An 18,455-nucleotide genomic window follows, 5' to 3' on the forward strand; every position below is an offset into this window, starting at 1 on the left:
TCTGATGGCGGAGAGGTCGGTGAGGAGGCGGGCATTACCAGGCCGAGACCGGTCCGGCCGGCGCCAGGCGGCAATGCGAAGAGTTGCTCGACCAGCAGTCTGCGGACCTCGCGCACATAGTCCAGTGCAAAAGCTGCCCCCTGTCGGCGCTGCATCACCCCGAGTGCGAAGAGCGCGATGCCAAGCGAAAGGCTGGCCACGATCAGCCTGCCCTGCCCGAGCGGCTGCGGTTCCCCGGAAACCGCCGCACCGACGATGGCGACAAGAGCGAGCGACGTGGCGGCCTTGGCAAAGCCGATGGCGACAAGAACCGCAAGGGCGACCAGTCGCGTGCCGATCAGGATTCCTGGTAGAGGCATTGTGCACCTCCAGCGATCACCATCAGGCGCGGGTTCAATATCCCTGAGACTATGCTTGCCGCGGTCGCCGGATCGGTGAGTTCCTTGACGCCATAGACAGGGACGTTGGCAGCGCCTGCTTCCCGGCGCGCCAGCGGCGAGCAGGTCAAGAGCCCGCTGAGCCCGAGCACGTCGTATCCAAGCTCGCGCAGCCTTTCGCAGCCCGCCACCGCCCCCATCGCATCGCCTGCGGCAAACAGCACGCCGCCGGTCAGCTCGCGGAATTTCGGGGACTTTGCCAGCGCCGCCGTCTCGGACTGGAATAGCCCATCCGCGACCTCCAGAACCGCGATGTCCGCCCCGGTGGCGGCAAGAGAATGCAGCAAATGCTGCGCGCCCTCGACGATGGCATCGATTGGGGCGAGATAGGTCGTGGCAAAGCCGGCAACAGTAAAATCAAGAGCGGCGCATGCTCCGGCATCCATCATCGACCAGAGATCATTGCCGGCTCCGGTTCCGGTCACCTTTGCCGCACCAACTGCGAAACCTGCCCTGGTCAAACCACGCACGAGGCTTGCAGCTGTTGTCGTCTTGCCCGAATTCATCGACGTTCCGAAGACAACGATTGTCGGCGGGGTGAGCCGCGCCGGCTGCGGCGCGACCGCAAAGTCTGCAACGTTCAGAACGCGGCCGCATGAGTTGGTGACGAGGCCGAGCGGCACGATCGCAGTCGGAGACATGGTCTTGTCGTGCCATGCCAACGCCCGCGAAGCCACTCCGCCTGCCGCCACCATATGGCACGGTCCGAGATCTGCCGGAACGATCGCCTCGAACTGATCAGGGGCGTAGCGGTTGCCGTAGGCCAGGACGACTTCGTCCGTCGCGGCAAGTGCCGCCTTGCGTCCCGAGGGCAGCTCGACCGACTTGTGGTGACCGAGCGCCTCGATCCGCGCGAGCACCAGGTCGCCTGCCTTCGGTTCGGCGGGAGGCGAAAGCAACATCCGCATGCGCTCAGTGGGAATTCGGCGGGTCGTGAAAGCCCGCTTGGCCTTCGCGATGCGTTCGCAGTCAATAATTTCCATTGTGGTCTCTCCGGTCACCAAGGGGGCGCTGTTACCTGGGGGAGAACGCGGTCGATCCAGGATTATTCTCGGTGGAGTTGCAATTCTTTTCGCCACGATGGCGTAGACCCAAGCCGCGGGGCCTACGCACACATGTTCTCGGGCAGGCGGGCTGTTCAGGCGCCCGGTGCGATCAGTTTCAGCGATGGAAAATAGGTGCGATAGCGGCCAACGTCGCGGGTGAGCAGCGGCAGTCCATTGACGGCCGCATGGGCGCCAATGAAGAAGTCAGGCAGCACGCCAGTGCGCGATCCGCCCGATTTGCGATACTGCGTAAAGACCTTTCCGGCGAGGAACAGTGCTGCCCGGGGCATCGGAGCCATTTGGAGACCGGCTTCGTCAAGAAACGCGTCGATACTCTCGATGCGGTCATAGCGGACGGCAAGTTCGGCATAGACCGCATCGTTGATCAACAACGGCCCATCGAGGCTTGCCGCCTCAAGCCGGGCGATCGACCAATCCGCCCAGTTCGCATCGTCCGTGACAAGATCGAGCAAAACGTTGGTGTCGACCAGCGTCACGCGTCGCCACGCGTCAGTGCCATGATCGCGTCGGTGTCGAGCCCCTTGCCGGCATGGCCGCGCAATTTCGCGAAGCGGCTCACGGGCTGCTTCTTGTCACTACGCACAATCACCACATTGCCGTCATCGGTGCGGCGGAAATCAACCTTGCTGCCCGGAACGATTCCGAGCAGGTCCCGGACCGGCTTCGGGATGGTCACCTGTCCTTTGGCTGTGACTGTGTTGGTCATCTCATCTTGCACCTTGGTAATACCCATTTTCCACAAGGTATTACCATGTCAGCCGAATTTCAACCTCCGCAAGCGGCTGCCAAAGCCATGATTTTGTGACTTGTTTTCCCAGGCGCCCTGTCGACGTCGTAATCCGCAGGCACGCACCCTATCTACGCCGCATGAATGACATGACGAACAGACGCGCGCTTCTACTCATCAATCCAAAGGCACGACGCGGGCAGGAATCTCTCGCACCGGTCGTCGAGCGGCTGGAAGCCGGAGGGCTCCGCGTCAGCGTCGAGACATTTGAGGCACTGCCCGAGATAGCACGCGAGATCGTGCGCCTTCGCCGTGGGGCCGATCTTGTGATCGTGTGCGGCGGCGATGGCTCGGTGTCCTCGGCGGCGGTCGCGGTCATGGAAAGCGGGCTGCCGATGGGCATCATTCCGATGGGGACGGCGAACGATCTGGCGCGTACCCTCGAAATACCGTTGGATCTTGGGAAGGCGGCTGACGTGATAGTAGAGGGCGGACGACGTCTGATCGATATCGGGACCGTCAATGGCCACGCTTTCTTCAACGTCGCGAGCATCGGCCTCAGCACCGATCTTGCCCAGGGGCTGGATCCGGCGCTGAAGAAGCGTTTCGGCAGGTTTGGCTATGCCTTGGCGGCCATGAAAGTGTTGACCAAGGCCCGCCACTTTGAAGCAAGGATTACCGAAAAGGGCGCAACGACCGAAGTCGAGACCTACCAGATAGCGGTCGGCAACGGCCGCCACTATGGCGGCGGCAACGTCGTCGAGGAGACGGCGGAGATCGATGACGGCCATCTCGACCTGTACAGCCTGGAAATGACGAATCTCTGGAAGATGGCGCTCTTGTTGCGCTCGTTCCGCTCGGGCACGCACGGCGCCTGGAGCGAGGTTCGCACAGCCAGATGCGTCGAGTTCGACATCGAGACGAAAAGGCCGATGCCGGTGAATACTGACGGTGAGATCGTCACCTCAACCCCGGCGCATTTCAAGGTCCACCCGAAGGCGATTTCGGTGTTCGCGCCTGCCGCCGCGCGCATACAGCCCCGCACAAAGGTGCCTGGTGACGCGGTCAGCGCAAACAGCGGCTAGACTGGCGACCAAGCGCGCGTCGAACAAACCCAACTGCCTGCGGCCATCTCTCGATCAGGAGTGATCTGGCAACAGCAACATAGCCTTCCGGGCATGTCTTCGATCATTGCTTGAGGAACGCGCCCGTGTAGGTCTGGCCGGCAAGCCTGACGGTTCCGGCCAGGGTTCTGTCGGGCCGCATGACAAAACTGACGTCTGCGCCACTCGGCAGGCGCTCAAGCTTCAACGTAGTCCCCACAATTCTTCCAACGCCGGCGGCCTCTCCCGGATGGTTGTCGCCCAGAGTTCCCCACGCATAGGTGACCGTCACCTTGCCATTGGAAGAAATCGTCTGAACAGCAAGTTTGGCGTCATACATCCCCTCCAATCGTCCGGCCCATAAACCCGAAAAAGCAGCATATTTTGCCGGGACGGTCTTGGCAGGCGGAGTGACCGCCACGGATTGATCAATAATTGCCGAGCCGGAAGGAACAGCGGCAGGATCCGAGGCGGTTTGGGCAGGAATGGGTCCAGGTCCTAACGCAGGTTCGACAGTGGGTCGCGGCGTTTCAGGCGCCGATTGGCACGCGGTTATGGCAAGCGCCGCGAAGCCAAGCATTGCGTTGCACATTCGGCGTGCCATCATCTGGTGCCCCGGCCATCTCTGAATCTAGCGCAGCCTAACCTTATCGCGCGTTTTCATGACCTCTGTCTACCCAAGGTATCTCGTACGACAGTGGCTCGTCGAAGGACGTGCAGTGGTCGTGAGTGAATGCCTCCATTCGTCGCCAAAGCAGCCGCCATGGTGATATAAAACGTATTTGATTCAAAGATTTATGCCATAATTTCGATCTATTTTCTACGCTTTTGGCTTCGACCACAGATGCCTTAGGCTGCTATCGATGCAGTCGCTGCCGTTTCGGCGGCGACGCCGTCCACCATGACATGACCGATGCCCCGCGAGCAGCGCTCGATCCTCGCCTCGACGCGGTACACATCACGCAAAAGCGCCGGCGTGACGACCTCTTCCGGCGCGCCGCAGGCGACCATCCGCCCCTCGGCGATGACGATGCATTTGTCGGCGAAGCGCAGGGCCTGATTGAGGTCGTGAATTGCGATCAACACCGCAATTCCGTGCTTGCGCGCAAGCGCGCGCATGAAGGTCAGCACCTCGACCTGCCGGTGCAAGTCAAGCGCGGACGTCGGCTCGTCCATCAGCAGGATTTCAGGTTCGCGAGCCAGGGTCTGGGCAATGCTTACCACCTGCCTTTGCCCGCCGCTCAATTCTCCGACGTTGCGAAAGGCAAGATCCGAGATGCTGAGCGCGGCCAGGATGCCGTCTATGAGTGCGAGGTCGCCGTCGCTGACCGACCATGCCGAGCCCTGCTTGCGGGCGAGCAGAATCGATTCATAGACGGTCAGCACCGCGTTGGCTGCCGTATCCTGCGGCATATAGCAGATGCCGTCCGGCCCCTTCACCGCTCCCTCGCGGCAGACGCGTCCCGGGCCCTTCAGAAGTCCTGCGATGCGCTTGAACAGCGTCGACTTGCCCGCTGCGTTGGGTCCGATCACGGCGACAACCTCGCCACCCCGGAAAATGGGAGTTGAAACATCCGAAAGGACGAGCCGCGCCCCGTGGAAGGCTCCGAGACCATCGAGCCTGATCGTTACCATGTGCGCCTCACATTCGAGAGGATAAGCGAGATGAAGAAGGGAATGCCGATAAGCGAGGTGACGATGCCGATCGGGAAGATCGTGCCTGGAACGAGCGACTTGCTGGCAACCGAACTCGCCGAAAGGATGAGCGCCCCCGAAAGCGCCGAGGCGGGCAGGAAGAAGCGCTGATCTTCTCCGATCAGCATGCGGGCGATGTGCGGACCGACAAGCCCGATGAAGCCGATCGTGCCGACGAAGGCGACGGGAATGGCAGCAAGGAGGCTCACCATCATCATGGTTTCGAGCCTGAGGCGTGCGACCTTGACGCCAAAGCTCGCGGCCTTGTCTTCGCCTAGCCGCAGCGCCGTCAGCGCCCAGGCGCGGCGCACGAACATCGGAAGTGTTGCGAGAAGGATGAGGCTGGTAATGATGAGCTTGGGCCAGGTGGCTTTGGTGAGGCTTCCCATCGTCCAGAACACGACCGCGGCGAGCGCCTGCTCGGAGGAAAGATACTGGACGAGCGACAGCAGCGCATTGAAGGTGAATACGAGCGCGATGCCGAGAAGCACGATGGTTTCGACCGTCACGCCGCGCTTGAGGCTCAGAAGGTGGATGACGAGCGCGGTCAGCATCGCCACCACGAAGGCGTTCAGCGGCACGATATATTCGATCGCGGCCGGGATCAGCGCGACGCCGAAGGCGAGCGCGAGGGCTGCGCCAAAGCTGGCCGCCGCCGAAATGCCGAGCGTGAACGGGCTGGCGAGCGGATTGTTGAGGATCGTCTGCATCTGCGCACCGGCGACCGACAGTGCTGCGCCGACGACCACTGCCATGAGCGCGATGGGAAGCCGGATGTCCCACAACACGACGCGCACCTGAAGCGGCACACTGCCGGGAGAAACCAGGGCGAGCACCACCTGGTCGAAGCTATAGCTTGCGGGCCCGAGCGCGAGGTCGATGCAGAAGCTCAGCAGCAGCGCCAGGGCGAACCCCGCCAGGATCAGCTGCTTGCGCAGGACAAGGGCGCGGTAGAGCCCGCGCCCTTGTTTGGCTGACAGTGCGGCCGGTTCACTGCTCATCGGAGAGCGAGACCCAATGGCCAGGCCTGTACCCGACCGGCAGGAACTTCTCGTGCAACTCCTTGAAGGTGGCCTCGGCGTCGAGATCGGCGAACAGGTCGGGATGCAGCCAGTTGGCCATCTGCTGTATGGCGACGAACTGATAGGGGCTGTTGTAGAACTGGTGCCAGATGGCGTGGACCTGCCCGTTCTCCAACGCCTTGATGCCGGTTAGCGCGGGCCGCTCGGTCAGGCCCTTGAGTTTCTTCAGTGCCGCGGCTTCGTCGGCGCCGGGACCGACGCCGACCCATTTACCGCCCGGCACATAGGCCTCCCAATTGCCGCCCGTCACAATCACCTGGTCGGGATCGCTGGCGATGATCTGTTCGGGATTGAGCGCGCCAAACGTGCCCGGGATCAGGTCGGCCGCGATATTGGCCCCGCCGGCCATGTCGACGAACTTGCCAAAATTGTCGTTGCCGAAGCTCATGCAGCAATCATCGGAATAGCCCCCGGCGCGATCGATGAACACGGTCGGGCGTTTGGGGTTCTTCTCTGCGATCACATCGGTGACGCGCGCGATCTGGGCCGCGCGGTAGGCGATGAACGCCTCGGCCCGCTGTTCTTGGCCAAGCAGCTTGCCGATCAGGCGCATGCTCGGCTCGGTGTTGGTGAAGGGTTGCTCGCGGAAATCGACATAGACCACCGGAATGCCGACGGCGGCGAGCTTCTCGATGTATTGCGCGTCCTCGGTTGCCTGCTTGGACTCGATGTTCATGATCATCACGTCCGGGTCAAGTGCGATAGCCTGCTCGATGTCGAAGGTGCCGTCCTTGAAACCGCCGAAGGTCGGTATCGCCGCCATCGACGGGAATTTTTCCAGATAGACGGCGTAATTGTCCGGATCGGCCTGGGAGAAATCCTCGCGCCAGCCAACGATGCGCTTGAAAGGGTTGTCGGTATCGAGCGCGGCGATCAGGTAGATCTGCCGGCCTTCGCCGAGGATGACCTTCTCGACCGGCGTCTTCACCTCGACCTTGCGGCCGGCAATGTCAGTGACGGTCTCGGCGCGCGCGCCTGGGGTAAGCGGCATCAAGGCCGCGAGCGCGACCGCGGCCGCAAATATCGATTTCAAAATCATTGGGCTCTCGCAATTCAGTTGCCGGCCCCGCTTATGAAACATGAATTGTATAATCAAGATTTTTCTTTTAGAGCAATTCCAATGTAGCCGCTTTGGGGAGTGCGTTTCGGGCAATGACGGCTCACGCAAACTATTCGCTGCGCGACGAGATTCGGGACTATTGGTCCGACCGCGCCGAGACATTCGACCTGCAGGTCGGCCACGAGATTTTTTCCGAGCAGGAGCGTGCCGCCTGGCACGCGCTCATAACCAGGCACATTGGGCCAGGCGCCGGGCGGGCGTCTCTGGATCTCGCCTGCGGGACTGGCGTCATTTCGCATCTGATGCACGATCTGGGCTTTGTGGTGACAGGCCTCGACTGGTCGGAAGCCATGCTCGCCAAGGCGCGCGCCAAGGCACAAAAACGCGGCGCCGATATCCGCTTCATCGTGAGGGATGCCGAACGGACGCTCGAGGACAGGACGAGCTACGATGTCATCGTCACCCGTCACCTGGTCTGGACGCTGCTGGATCCGAAGGCGGCCTTTGCCGAATGGTTCTCGCTGCTGAAGCCCGGCGGCAGGCTGCTGGTCATCGACGGCGATTTTGTCAGCCGCAACTGGGCGACGCGTATGCGGGAACTTTGGCAGAAGCTCACGGCCGGCAAGTCCCAGGTCTCGGACGATGACGGCGCCGCCATGGCCAGACGTCACCAGAACATTCTTGCCCGTGTCTATTTCTCCGGCGGCGCACGGGCGGAAGAGATAGTTCGCTTGCTGGCCGAAGCCGGGTTCGAGCAGCCGGTCGTGGACTGGAAACTGGGCGCGATCCATCGCGCCCAGGCTCGACGGATGAGTTGGCCCAAGGCGCTCGAACGCGCCACTCAACATCGCTTCGCGATGTGCGCGACAAAGCCGCAGTAACACCTCGGCATTGCGGGGCGACGGCACGACAGGCAATAGCTGCCGGTCGGCGGCAGCTCAGATGCGCCACCGAGGATTATTTCTTCTGATTGGCGTCCTGGAGGATCATCTCCGATGCCTTCTCTGCGATCATGACCACTGGAGAGTTGGTGTTGCCGGAAACGATCGTCGGCATGATCGAAGCGTCGACGACGCGCAGGCCAGAAATGCCGTGCACCCGCAGCCGGCCGTCGACCACTGCCGTCGAGCCTGCGCCCATCTTGCAGGTGCCGACCGGGTGGAAAATCGTGGTGCCGATATCGCCGGCCTTGCGGACGAGTTCTTCGTCGCTTTCATAATGTGCGCCGGGCAGCATTTCCTCAGGCGCGTAACGGGCAATGGCGCGCGCCTTCATCAAGCGGCGGACGTGGCGGAGCGATGCCACAGCCACGGTCCTGTCCCCCCTGGTAGACAAATAGTTCGGCCGGATCTTCGGAGCCGCCTGCGGATCGGACGCCTCCATGTGGACGGTGCCGCGGCTTTCCGGTCTGAGATTGCAGACCGAAACCGTGACCGCGGGGAAACGATGCAGGGGCTCGCCCAGCCGGTCAGTGCTCAACGGCTGGACATGGTATTCGAGATCGGGCGTCTCCAGGCGTGGGTCGCTTCTGGCGAAGATGCCAAGCTGGCTCGGCGCCATCGACAGCGGTCCGCTGCGACGGATAGCGTATTCGACGCCCATGGCCGCGCGGCTGAACAGATTGTGGTAGCGCTGGTTTAGCGTCGAGGCGTTGGCGACCTTGAAGACTGTGCGGATCTGCAGATGATCCTGCAAGTTCTCGCCGACGCCTTCCAGCGCGTGGCGAACCGGGATTCCTGCTGCGCCAAGCACGGCAGGTCGGCCGACGCCGGAAAGCTCGAGCAGCTTCGGCGAATTGATCGCGCCGGCGGCAAGGATCGTCTCGCCTGCCCGCGCACGATGCAGTTGGCCGCCCATGCGAAAGACAACGCCGGTAACGCAAGCTCCGTCGAAATCCAGCATCTCGGTCTCGGCGCCGGTGACGACGCGCAAATTCGGGCGTCGCAGCGCGCTGCGCAGGAACGCCTTAGAGGTATTCCAGCGCACGCCTTTCCTCTGGTTGACCTCGAAATAGCCCGACCCTTCGTTGGTCCCGCCGTTGAAATCCTCGGTCCGGGGGATGCCGAGTTCCTCGGCAGCATCGCGGAAGGCATCCAGGATTGGCCACGACAGGCGCTGGCGCTCGACGCGCCATTCGCCACCGGCGCCGTGAAGGTCGTTGGCACCACCAAAATGGTCCTCGGACTTGCGGAAATACGGAAGCACGTCATCCCAGCCCCAACCGAGATTCCCGGCTTGCCGCCAACCATCATAGTCGGCCGCCTGGCCACGCATGTAGATCATGCCGTTGATCGACGAGCAGCCGCCCAGAAGCTTGCCGCGCGGATAGTTGAGCGCACGACCGTTCAGCCCGGGCTCCGGCTCGGTCTTCATCAGCCAATCGGTGCGCGGGTTGCCCATGCAGTAGAGATAGCCGATGGGAATGTTGACCCAGTGATAGCGATCGCTGCCGCCGGCTTCCAGAAGCAGCACGCGCATGCCTGGATTGGCCGACAGTCTGTTGGCCAGCACGCAGCCGGCTGAACCCGCGCCGACGATGATGAAGTCGTACTGTCCAAAATCGGCAGCGGTCTGTGTCAATTGGACGTCCGTTCGCTTGCCATCCTGTCCCATAGCGGACCCATGGCCTTGTTGATCTCACCATAGAGACGATAGCGCCGCTCATAGACCGGTGCGATCGCGCAATTGGGCTGGTAGCATCGGTCGGGCGCGGTCATCGCGGCGGCGCCCGCAGAGAAGTCGGCAAATAAGCCGACGCCTGTCCCGGCTGCAATCGCAGCTCCCAGCGCACCTGTCTCACGGCTGCGCGCCACGGTCACCGGCACGTCCAGCACATCGGCGAATATCTGCGGCCAAACGGCGCTGCGCGAGCCGCCGCCCGAAAGAACCGCCTGGCTGACAATGGCTCCCGCTCGACGCAACGCCTCGACATGGCGCCGGTGCTCGAAGACGACGCCCTCGAACAGTGCGCGCAGCATATGAGCCCGCGTGTGCCAGCCGGCGATGCCGTAGAAACCGGCACGCGCCTTGCCATTCTGCTGCGAGCCGTAAAGGAATGGGTGGTAGATCGGCATGTCTCCCGCGGGATCGACGGAAGCAACAAGCTCGCTGCAGATCTCGAATGGCGATGCGCCTGCCGGCGGCGCATGCTCGAAGAACTCACGCACGATCCACTCGAGATTTGCGGCCGAAGTGGCGCTCGATTCGATGGCGAGGTAGCGCACCGGATCGAACGTCGACAGCATGAAGATCGACGGATCGCGGATCGGCTCCTGGGTGATAACCTGGTTGATGCTCCAGGTGCCGGCAATGATCGAGGCTGCGCCGGTGCTGGTGACGCCCGAACCGATGGCGCTGGCGACGACGTCGAACAGGCCAGCCACCACAGGCGTGCCCGCAAGAAGGCCGGTGGCAGCGGCGACATCGCGCGTGACATGGCCGGCGATGGCGGAGGCTTCCAGCACGTTCGGCAGCAGTTCCATGCAATCGTCGAGACCATAGGCGGCCAGCAACTCAGGCTCGTAGCGTCGGCCGGGCATGTGCAAAAGCCCGCAGCCCGACATATCCGAGGTCTCGGTCGAGCGCGTGCCGGTGAGGCGGTTGACGATAAAATCCTTGCACAGGAAGACGGTGCCTATTTTGGCAAAAAGTGCCGGATCATGGCGCTTGAGCCACGCCAGCAGAGTCGGCGTCTGCGCCGCCCAGGGCCGTTGCAGGCAGTGGATATAGGTCCGGTCGCCAACGCCTGCGGCCGCCCATTCGCTGACGATGCCGACGCCGCGCGTGTCGAGAGACTGGATGCCGAGCAGCGGGTCGCCGCCGCGGTCCAGCGCATAGAGCCCGTTGCCGTGGCCGGCGCAGCCGATCACCCGGATCTCGCGGGGGTCGATGCCCGACTGGTCGAGGCACTGGCGGATGACCTCGACGGCGTTGCGCCACAATTCGCCGAGGTCCCGCTCGACATGGCCGGGCTCTGGCATGCAGGAACGGCCGTCGCGAGCGGCAAGTGCGAGTTCGCGACCGGCGGTGTCGAAGATGATGGCCTTGATGACGGTATTGCCCGCATCAAGGCCAAGAATGTATCGCTGCATTGAAGCTCCTCCCAAGCTGCAAAGATTATTCTTGCTGGTAGAGCTCCCAGGCCGCCGCGCCGTCCGCATTCTCATGGATGATCGCCATCAATCCTCTCACGACGGCACGAGGGTTGGAATGCTGGTATATGTTGCGGCCATAGACCATGCCTGCCGCGCCTTGTGCCATCAGCGCCGCCGACTTGTCGAAGACGGCGCGCAAATCCTCCCTGCCCCCACCGCGCACAAGGACAGGACAGCGTGCCGCAGCCACCACCCGGTGGAAGTCGTTCGGATCGGTCGTCGGATCCGCCTTGATGATGTCGGCGCCCATCTCGCTGGCGAGCCGGGTCAGGGTGACGATCTTTTCGGGGTCGCCGTCGACCATGTAGCCTCCGCGCTCCGAGTTGGGCAGCATGGCCAGCGGCTCGATCATCAGCGGCAAGCCATATCTTTCACAGTCGGCGCGAACCCTGGCAATGTTGTGGACGCATTGCCGGAACAGGTCCGGCTCGTCGGGCAGCATGAATAGATTGACGACCACGCAGGCCGCGTCCATCTCCAGCGCGCCGATCAGCGGCTCGGCTTCGTTCTGCAGGATGGCCCACATCGAGCGATGGCGGGTTTTGTTGTATGGATTGCCCATGTCTATGCGCATGACCAATGCCGGCTTGTCCTTGCCGGGCAGGGACTGCAGCAGATCGGCCTGGCCATAATTCATCTGAATGGCGTCCGGCCCCGCGGCGACCAGCTGGCCGACGACGCCGGCCATATCCTCCAGCCCCTCCAGGAACGACGGCTCGTTGCATACGCCATGGTCGATTGCGACGTCGAGACAACGCGCCCCGCCGAACAGCCGGTTCATGCGGACTTTCTTGTTGATGCGCATTCGGCGCTCCTTCCTTGGTCTTTTTGCGATAGCCGGTCGAGATCGACGCCGTGCTGGCGCTGCAGCAGGGCGAGGAAATCGGTGCGCTCGAATGCCTTGCGCGCAGCGTCCCAGCTCTTTTCGACTGCGAGAATATCGAGAACCGCATCGAGAAGGTCGCAAGAGAGAGCGCCGGTGATGGCAATTGTCGTGCGGCGGAGCAGCAGGTCCTCCAACTGCTCGACATATTCATTGGCGATGAGATACTGAATCTCCCGGACCGAGTAGTCGCTGCCAGGCAAGAGCTCGTCCTGTCCCGCTGCCAAAAAGGCGGCGACGGCATCCGCCACGGTGCCGTAGCGCTCGAAGAGGCTGCGCATGCGGTCAAGCGACAGGCCATGCGCCGCCGCGCGTTCTGCGCACCATTTTTCGGGGGCCATGGGAAAATGCCGGCCGCCGCCGATCGGCATGTTTTCGGTGCCGACGATGCGCTGTCGGCACAATCGCCCGAGCACGATATCCGCTGCCAGTTCGCCGAACGACCGGAAGGTTGTCCATTTCCCGCCGATCATGCACAGCGTCGGCGGCACTATACCGGCGCCCTCGATGAGCTCGCAGAAATGATCGCGGGGAATGCGCCCGGTAAAACTGTCCTGGCTTATCGGTAGCGGCCTCACCCCGGTGAACTGAAAGACGATGTCGCAATCAGCGATCTCGATCCCGGGAAACACGAAGGACACGGACTGCCGGATGTATTGCCGCTCGTCGTCCTCGCAGCGCGCCTGGTCGGGATCGTCGGCACGGATATCCGTCGAGCCGACCAGCACATTGCCGAGATAGGGGAACAGAATGCAGATCCGGCCGTCCTCGTTCTCGTAATAGATCATGTGGCCGTCGAGGGCGTCGTGAAGCTCGCGATTATCGACGATCAGATGCGATCCTTTGGTGCCGCCCATAAACTTGGGCGCAACGGCTCCGATAGCCGAATTGGTCAGGTCGATCCAGCCGCCTGTGGCGTTGACGACGAGCCGCGGCTTCACGGCAACTGTTTCGCCAGACAGTCCGTCGTTAAGCGCAAGGCCCGCGTCACCGAGCAATACGCGTGCATAGTTGAGCGCTCGAGCGGATGGCTTTTCCTTCATGGTGTCGCGCAGCATCTCGGTACCCAGCCGCTCGGGGTGGCTGACCCAGGCGTCAAAATATGTCGCCGAATTGCGGACAGCAGGGTTTATTGCGGGCCAGACCTCGAGTGTTTCAGCGCGGCTCCTGAACTTGTGCGTCGGGACGATACGCCGTGCGGCGGTGAAGAAATCATACATCGCCAGGCCGGTCTTGATGACCAATGCGCCGCGCCGACCCGGACGACGGCTTAGCCCAAGGAAGCGGAACGCGCCATTTGCCATGCCTGAGAACAGGTCGAAGATAGGCACTGTGGTTGGCAGTGGCGCAACGTAATGCGGAGCGTTCTTCAATAGCCGATCGCGTTCGAGCAGAGATTCGCGAACCAGCTTGAACTCGCCGTTTTCAAGGTAGCGCAAGCCGCCATGAACCATGCGCGAGAGGGCTGCGCTGGCGCCGCCACAATAATCACCCTTTTCGGCGAGCAGCACATCGACGCCCTGCAAAGCGAGTTCGCGAAATACGCTGATGCCGTTAATGCCGCCGCCTATGACGAGGACGTCGACATCGGGGTTCTCGCGCAAGCCGGCGATCGTCTGGATGCGATTCATCTCAGGACGCGCTTTCTATCACGCGTCTATCGCTACGAGATGCCCGGCCACCGCTGCATCGATGGCCCCCAGTTCCGCCGCGCTCAACAAAATCTCCCCTGCCCTGGCGTTGTCGAGCGCCTGCGTCGCGTTTCGCGCTCCACACAACGCGAAGGTGATGCCGGGCTGCGCCAGCGTCCAGGCGATGACGATCTGCGCCATGCTTGCCTGGTGGATCTCAGCGACCGGGGTCAGGGCATGTTTCAACGCGGCTACCTTGCGCCGGTTGGCCTGAGAGAAACGCGGATTGTCCTTGCGCTGGTCGTCGCCGCTGAACTCACGCGCCGGATCGATGGCGCCTGAGAGCAGGCCGAGTGCAAGCGACGAGTAACTGAGTGCTGCAACTTGATGCTGGCGCGCGATCGGCAGCAATGTCTGCTCAATCTCTCGATCCAGCATCGAATATCTTTCCTGGATCGCGTCGAGCTGGCCAGCGGCGACATACTGCTGCAGCTCGGCAGCATTGAGATTGCTTGCGCCGATGGCGCGGATCTTGCCAGCGGATTTGAGGCGTTCGAGCGCTTCCATTGTTTCGGCAATGGGTGTCGTCGGGTCCTGCCAGTGGGTGATGTAGAGATCGATATAGTCGGTGCCGAGCCGCCGCAGGCTCTGTTCCACTTCGTAAGCGATGCCGTCGGCGCCCAGATATTGGTTCACCGGCGTTCCATCCTGATCGAAGAAGTGGTTGCCCTTTTTCGAATGCCAGTTCAGGCCGCATTTGCTGGCGATGACCGCGCGGTTGCGCCGGCCCTTGATGGCCTTGCCGACGATCTCTTCGCTGCGGCCGAGGCCGTAAGCCGGCGCAGTGTCGATCAGCGAGACGCCGGCATCGATGGACGCCTGGATGGCGGCGATCGATTCTGCTTCATCCGTGCCACCCCACATCCAGCCGCCGATGGCCCAGGTGCCGAGTCCCACCGCCGAAGCGACAACGCCGGACTTGCCGATTGAGCGGTTGATTTGTCGAGAATTCATGCTGCATTTCCTTCGGCGAGCTCGAGGATCTTCAAGCCGGTGGTTTCGTCGGTGACGAGAGTATCGAGGTGAGAGCCGCGCATGGCACTGAGGATTGGGACCACCTTGCTGGCGCCGCTGGCGACCCCGATCGACTGCGGAATGGTCGCGAATTCCTCGAGCGTCAGCGAGACCAGCGAGCGGTTGAGGCTGTAGTCGGCGAGCTTGCCGTCGCCGTCTATGAGATGGGCGAGCAGCTCGCCCGCCGCCCCCGAGCGCTCGATGGCCAGCCGGTCGGCGCTCGAGGATGGGTGCAGATCGTAGTAGCTCGAATCGTCAGCCAGGATGGAGCCGATGCCGACCACCGCAAGCGTTGCTTCGCGCGCCTTGTTGAAGACGTCCGAAACCGCCCGGACGCCCATCAGCATGTCACGTTGGGCCGGGCTGTCGGCAAACAGCGGCGCGTGGATCTGATAGGCGCGGCCGCCGAGCTTGTCGGCCATCAGAGACGCGACATGATTGACGTCGGTGTAATGCTTGCCCTGGACCAGGCCGGTCGCGGGAACTACCTCGACGTCGTAGCCGCGGCTCGGCTTGAGGCCGGCGACGACGGCACTCACCCCCTTGCCCCCGGTAATTGAAATCGTGTCGCCGTCCTTGATCGTCTCGAGCACCAGCCTGGCTGCGGCCTCACCGACACGCTGAAGCGCAGTCTGCGGATTGTCCGAAACGGAGGGGACGACGACGGCCCTTTGGAGTCCGCCGATCGCGACAAGTCGCGCCTCGATGTCGATCAATTGCTCGACCGGCGACTTGATCTTGATCTCGACAAGCCCGAGTTGATGACCGCGTTTGATGAGGCGGTTGACGGTCGCATGCGAGATGCCGAGCTCCTTGGCGATTTCCGCCTGCGTCTTGGCTTCCATGTAATGAAGCACAAGAGCCTGATACATCTGGCGGACGATCGTGACGTCGTCCCGTGAATTGGGTGGTGACATGATGGATGCTCAACTCTCGCGCTGCTGCTCAGGACTTCCTGCGGTGCAGGAAGTGGTCGATCGATACCGCCGCGAGCAGGATGCATCCCTTGATCATGTCCTGCCAATAGACGGAAACGTCGAGCAGGATCAGCGAGCTTGTGACGACCGAGAGCAGCGCCATGCCCAGTATGGCGCCGAAGATGGTACCCGAGCCGCCATTGAGCGATGCTCCGCCAATCACCGCCGCGGCGATGATGTTGAGCTCCATGCCAGCGCCGAAGGTCGGGGTCGCAGCGCCAAAGCGTGACATATAGATGACGCCTGCAAAACCCGCGAGGGTGGAGCAGAGAACCGTGACCCAGAATTTGACCTGCTTGGTCTTGATGCCCGAAAATTGGGCCGCCTTCTCGTTGCTGCCGGTATAGAAGACCTTGCGGAAGGCCGTGGCACGCCGAAGCAGAAAATCGAAGATGGCCACGACCACGACAAAGATGACGATGACATAAGGCACATTGCCGAAGCTGCCCTGGCCGATCGCCTTGAACCCGGGCGGCAGGGTGAACAGCGACAGCGGGGTTCCCTTAGTGATGACAAGGCAGAGACCGCGCACGATCACCATCGCCGCCAGCGACGTGATGAAGTGATTGAGCCCGATAACGGTCACGAAGAAACCCATCGCCGCGCCGATCAGCGCGCTGGCGCCTATGCCGATAAGGCTCGCGGTCCATGGGTCCAGACCCATCAGGAACAGAGCGCCTGACACGACCATGGAGAAGCAGACCACCGACCCGACGGAAAGGTCGATGCCGCCGACAATGAGGAGTATCGTCATGCCGACCACGACGATGCCTTCAATGGAGAAGCTCATCAGCATGGCGCGGAAATTTCCCCAGGTCAGGAAATGCGGCGAAGCGAATGTCATGGCGATGCACAGCGCCAGCATGATTGCGATCAGCCCCGCCTCGCGCATCGACCCAAGACGCAGCCAGTTGCGCCCGCCAAGCCCGGGGGCGCTCGCCTTGATTTCGGCGTCCATGAGGGTTCCTCCGGTCTGTCTAAGCGACATTCTGAACCTGCCTTGCGTTTGATCGTTGCTGCCGGAGACCCGAAGCCAGCAGCATGATTGCCTCTTCGGTCAATTCGTCAGCCCCCAGTTCGCCGACGATGGCACCTTCGTGTATGACAAGCACCCGGTCGCTCAGCCCGATCAATTCCGGAAGCTCGGATGAAATCACGATGACGCCGACGCCCCGCTCGGCGAGATCGCGAAGCAGGCGATGAATTTCCACTTTGGCGCCGACATCGACCCCGCGTGTGGGTTCGTCCAGAATGACCACTTTGGGGCCGACCGACAGAAGCCTGGCGATGGCGACTTTCTGCTGGTTGCCACCGCTGAGCGTCGACACCTGTGTCTCGATGCCGCCCATGCGCACACCGTGGCGCACGACCAGGTCGGTGGCTTGCTTTGCCTCGGCGCGGCGATCGAGCAGCCCAAGCGGCGTGGTCAGCTTCCGAAGGTCGAGCGCGGAGATATTGGATGCAACCGACAGGTCGAGGAACAGGCCCGACGCCTTGCGGTCCTCCGAGAGGTAGACGAGGCCTGCGCGCACCGCATCGCTGTAGGTCCTGATGCTGACCGGCTCGCCATTGAGTTCGACCGATCCCGACACTTTCGGGCGCAAGCCGCAAACGGTCTGGACCATCTCGCTGCGACCGGCGCCAATCAACCCGCCGAAACCAAGAATTTCGCCTGCTCGAAGCGTGAACCCAACGCCAGCGGAACCCTGTCGATAGGAAAGATTTTCGACCGACAGCACAGGGCGGTCGGTACTTCGTTCAGGCGAGAGCTTTTCGGGATAAAGCTGCGTGATTTCGCGCCCGACCATCTTGCGTACGACATCATTGGGAGTGACCGAAGCGATAGAATCGGTCGCTACGTATCTGCCGTCACGAAACACCGTGACGCGGTCGCACAGGCTGAAGATCTCGGCCATGCGATGGCTGATGTAGATGATTGAAATTCCGCGCGCCTTGAGATCGCGGACGATTGCGAAAAGGCGCTGCGCCTCGGTCTCGGTCAGCGCGGCCGTCGGCTCGTCGAGCATCAGCACCCGGCATTCGAGCGTCAGCGCCTTGGCGATTTCCACAAGTTGCTGGTTGGAAATCGAAAGGTCGGCCACCGGCGTCTCGACCGGGATCGGCGCCAGCAGGTCCATTATCTTCTGTGCATCGGCGTAGAGCCGGCGAAAATTCATCAGCGGCGCGCGCCGATTGTTGACGGCCGCCATGAGGATATTCTCGGCCACCGTGGCATCCTGGCAGAGCGCGATTTCCTGATGGACGAGGCCTATGCCAAGCCGCTGCGCGGCGGATGGCGATGTGATGGTGACGTTCTTGCCTTCGAGACGAATGGCGCCTTCGTCGGGTTGCACAATGCCGGCGATGATATTCATGAGCGTGGACTTGCCCGCACCGTTCTCGCCGCACAGCGCATGAATTTCGCCGCGCTGCAGCGTGAAATCGACCCCGGTCAGCGCTTTGATGGCGCCGAACGATTTCGAGATGTCGCGGATTTCAAGAATGGCGGCGGCAGTCACTCCGTCCCCCTTCAGCGTTGAAATTGATGATATGGCCGGGGTCGAC

18 protein-coding genes are annotated in these 18,455 nt (G+C 62.3%); 3 read left to right on the top strand and 15 right to left on the bottom strand.

Features of this window, described 5'->3' with window-relative positions:
• Positions 1-83: 83 nt before the first annotated feature.
• Complete coding sequence (locus AC0L2C_RS00700) at positions 84-353, top strand: hypothetical protein (RefSeq protein WP_473522464.1); 270 nt, start codon at positions 84-86, stop codon at positions 351-353.
• On the opposite strand, the gene AC0L2C_RS00705 is transcribed toward AC0L2C_RS00700, so the two are convergent.
• The 3 genes from AC0L2C_RS00705 to AC0L2C_RS00715 all read right to left on the bottom strand — a co-directional run bounded on the left by AC0L2C_RS00705 (position 338) and on the right by AC0L2C_RS00715 (position 2,210).
• Complete coding sequence (locus AC0L2C_RS00705) at positions 338-1,420, bottom strand: P-loop NTPase family protein (protein ID WP_473522465.1); 1,083 nt, start codon at positions 1,418-1,420, stop codon at positions 338-340. The genes AC0L2C_RS00700 and AC0L2C_RS00705 overlap by 16 nt on opposite strands.
• A 155-nt stretch (positions 1,421-1,575) precedes the next feature.
• On the bottom strand, positions 1,576-1,980 hold the full coding sequence (locus AC0L2C_RS00710; protein ID WP_128172121.1) for a type II toxin-antitoxin system VapC family toxin: 405 nt from the start codon (positions 1,978-1,980) through the stop codon (positions 1,576-1,578).
• On the bottom strand, positions 1,977-2,210 hold the full coding sequence (locus AC0L2C_RS00715) for an AbrB/MazE/SpoVT family DNA-binding domain-containing protein (protein ID WP_254023080.1): 234 nt from the start codon (positions 2,208-2,210) through the stop codon (positions 1,977-1,979). The genes AC0L2C_RS00710 and AC0L2C_RS00715 overlap by 4 nt, the downstream gene beginning before the upstream one ends.
• 161 nt (positions 2,211-2,371) lie before the next feature.
• Here AC0L2C_RS00715 and AC0L2C_RS00720 point away from each other — a divergent pair, with 161 nt between their 5' ends.
• The gene (locus AC0L2C_RS00720; RefSeq protein ID WP_473522466.1) at positions 2,372-3,316 is read left to right on the top strand and encodes a lipid kinase; all 945 of its coding nucleotides are present in this window, start codon (positions 2,372-2,374) and stop codon (positions 3,314-3,316) included.
• Between the two features lie 103 nt (positions 3,317-3,419).
• On the opposite strand, the gene AC0L2C_RS00725 is transcribed toward AC0L2C_RS00720, so the two are convergent.
• From AC0L2C_RS00725 to AC0L2C_RS00740, 4 genes are all read right to left on the bottom strand, one after another.
• Positions 3,420-3,914 (bottom strand): hypothetical protein, encoded by a 495-nt coding sequence (locus AC0L2C_RS00725; protein WP_473522467.1) that lies wholly within the window; start codon positions 3,912-3,914, stop codon positions 3,420-3,422.
• 269 nt (positions 3,915-4,183) lie between these two features.
• Positions 4,184-4,969 carry an ABC transporter ATP-binding protein gene (locus AC0L2C_RS00730; protein ID WP_473522468.1) on the bottom strand — a complete coding sequence of 262 codons (786 nt, stop codon included), beginning with the start codon at positions 4,967-4,969 and terminating at the stop codon, positions 4,184-4,186.
• The gene (locus AC0L2C_RS00735) at positions 4,963-6,030 is read right to left on the bottom strand and encodes a FecCD family ABC transporter permease (RefSeq protein WP_473522469.1); all 1,068 of its coding nucleotides are present in this window, start codon (positions 6,028-6,030) and stop codon (positions 4,963-4,965) included. Before AC0L2C_RS00735 ends, AC0L2C_RS00730 begins: the two co-directional genes overlap by 7 nt.
• The gene (locus AC0L2C_RS00740) at positions 6,020-7,150 is read right to left on the bottom strand and encodes an ABC transporter substrate-binding protein (RefSeq protein ID WP_473522470.1); all 1,131 of its coding nucleotides are present in this window, start codon (positions 7,148-7,150) and stop codon (positions 6,020-6,022) included. The genes AC0L2C_RS00735 and AC0L2C_RS00740 overlap by 11 nt, the downstream gene beginning before the upstream one ends.
• 113 nt (positions 7,151-7,263) lie before the next feature.
• Here AC0L2C_RS00740 and AC0L2C_RS00745 point away from each other — a divergent pair, with 113 nt between their 5' ends.
• The gene (locus AC0L2C_RS00745) at positions 7,264-8,052 is read left to right on the top strand and encodes a class I SAM-dependent methyltransferase (protein WP_473522471.1); all 789 of its coding nucleotides are present in this window, start codon (positions 7,264-7,266) and stop codon (positions 8,050-8,052) included.
• 76 nt (positions 8,053-8,128) lie between these two features.
• Here AC0L2C_RS00745 and AC0L2C_RS00750 read toward each other — a convergent pair whose 3' ends face one another.
• The 8 genes from AC0L2C_RS00750 to AC0L2C_RS00785 are packed head-to-tail and all read right to left on the bottom strand — an operon-like array spanning position 8,129 to position 18,409.
• Positions 8,129-9,751, bottom strand: coding sequence for a GMC family oxidoreductase (locus AC0L2C_RS00750; protein WP_473522472.1), 1,623 nt, complete (start codon positions 9,749-9,751; stop codon positions 8,129-8,131).
• On the bottom strand, positions 9,748-11,262 hold the full coding sequence (locus AC0L2C_RS00755) for an FGGY-family carbohydrate kinase (RefSeq protein ID WP_473522473.1): 1,515 nt from the start codon (positions 11,260-11,262) through the stop codon (positions 9,748-9,750). The genes AC0L2C_RS00750 and AC0L2C_RS00755 overlap by 4 nt, the downstream gene beginning before the upstream one ends.
• A gap of 25 nt (positions 11,263-11,287) precedes the next feature.
• The gene (locus tag AC0L2C_RS00760; RefSeq protein ID WP_287237044.1) at positions 11,288-12,130 is read right to left on the bottom strand and encodes a class I fructose-bisphosphate aldolase; all 843 of its coding nucleotides are present in this window, start codon (positions 12,128-12,130) and stop codon (positions 11,288-11,290) included.
• Complete coding sequence (locus AC0L2C_RS00765) at positions 12,103-13,839, bottom strand: glycerol-3-phosphate dehydrogenase/oxidase (RefSeq protein ID WP_473522474.1); 1,737 nt, start codon at positions 13,837-13,839, stop codon at positions 12,103-12,105. Before AC0L2C_RS00765 ends, AC0L2C_RS00760 begins: the two co-directional genes overlap by 28 nt.
• 18 nt (positions 13,840-13,857) lie before the next feature.
• Positions 13,858-14,853, bottom strand: a complete 996-nt coding sequence (locus tag AC0L2C_RS00770) for an aldo/keto reductase (RefSeq protein ID WP_473522475.1) — start codon at positions 14,851-14,853, stop codon at positions 13,858-13,860.
• Positions 14,850-15,830: a sugar-binding transcriptional regulator gene (locus AC0L2C_RS00775; RefSeq protein ID WP_023799691.1), complete on the bottom strand. Its 981-nt coding sequence runs from the start codon at positions 15,828-15,830 to the stop codon at positions 14,850-14,852. Before AC0L2C_RS00775 ends, AC0L2C_RS00770 begins: the two co-directional genes overlap by 4 nt.
• 28 nt (positions 15,831-15,858) lie before the next feature.
• The gene (locus tag AC0L2C_RS00780) at positions 15,859-16,848 is read right to left on the bottom strand and encodes an ABC transporter permease (protein WP_192355807.1); all 990 of its coding nucleotides are present in this window, start codon (positions 16,846-16,848) and stop codon (positions 15,859-15,861) included.
• A 19-nt stretch (positions 16,849-16,867) separates the two neighbouring features.
• Positions 16,868-18,409, bottom strand: coding sequence for a sugar ABC transporter ATP-binding protein (locus AC0L2C_RS00785; RefSeq protein WP_473522476.1), 1,542 nt, complete (start codon positions 18,407-18,409; stop codon positions 16,868-16,870).
• Positions 18,410-18,455 lie beyond the last annotated feature (46 nt).

The sequence above is a fragment of the Mesorhizobium sp. WSM4845 genome, assembly GCF_055811455.1.

Bases quoted from the DNA above. Each gene is read 5' to 3' on its own strand.
- AC0L2C_RS00705 (WP_473522465.1), bottom strand. From the start codon at position 1,420: ATGGAAATTATTGACTGCGAACGCATCGCGAAGGCCAAGCGGGCTTTC.
- AC0L2C_RS00715 (WP_254023080.1), bottom strand. From the start codon at position 2,210: ATGACCAACACAGTCACAGCCAAAGGACAGGTGACCATCCCGAAGCCG.
- AC0L2C_RS00720 (WP_473522466.1), top strand. From the start codon at position 2,372: ATGAATGACATGACGAACAGACGCGCGCTTCTACTCATCAATCCAAAG.
- AC0L2C_RS00725 (WP_473522467.1), bottom strand. From the start codon at position 3,914: ATGCTTGGCTTCGCGGCGCTTGCCATAACCGCGTGCCAATCGGCGCCT.
- AC0L2C_RS00730 (WP_473522468.1), bottom strand. From the start codon at position 4,969: ATGGTAACGATCAGGCTCGATGGTCTCGGAGCCTTCCACGGGGCGCGG.
- AC0L2C_RS00735 (WP_473522469.1), bottom strand. From the start codon at position 6,030: ATGAGCAGTGAACCGGCCGCACTGTCAGCCAAACAAGGGCGCGGGCTC.
- AC0L2C_RS00740 (WP_473522470.1), bottom strand. From the start codon at position 7,150: ATGATTTTGAAATCGATATTTGCGGCCGCGGTCGCGCTCGCGGCCTTG.
- AC0L2C_RS00745 (WP_473522471.1), top strand. From the start codon at position 7,264: ATGACGGCTCACGCAAACTATTCGCTGCGCGACGAGATTCGGGACTAT.
- AC0L2C_RS00755 (WP_473522473.1), bottom strand. From the start codon at position 11,262: ATGCAGCGATACATTCTTGGCCTTGATGCGGGCAATACCGTCATCAAG.
- AC0L2C_RS00760 (WP_287237044.1), bottom strand. From the start codon at position 12,130: ATGCGCATCAACAAGAAAGTCCGCATGAACCGGCTGTTCGGCGGGGCG.
- AC0L2C_RS00765 (WP_473522474.1), bottom strand. From the start codon at position 13,839: ATGAATCGCATCCAGACGATCGCCGGCTTGCGCGAGAACCCCGATGTC.
- AC0L2C_RS00770 (WP_473522475.1), bottom strand. From the start codon at position 14,853: ATGAATTCTCGACAAATCAACCGCTCAATCGGCAAGTCCGGCGTTGTC.
- AC0L2C_RS00775 (WP_023799691.1), bottom strand. From the start codon at position 15,830: ATGTCACCACCCAATTCACGGGACGACGTCACGATCGTCCGCCAGATG.
- AC0L2C_RS00780 (WP_192355807.1), bottom strand. From the start codon at position 16,848: ATGGACGCCGAAATCAAGGCGAGCGCCCCCGGGCTTGGCGGGCGCAAC.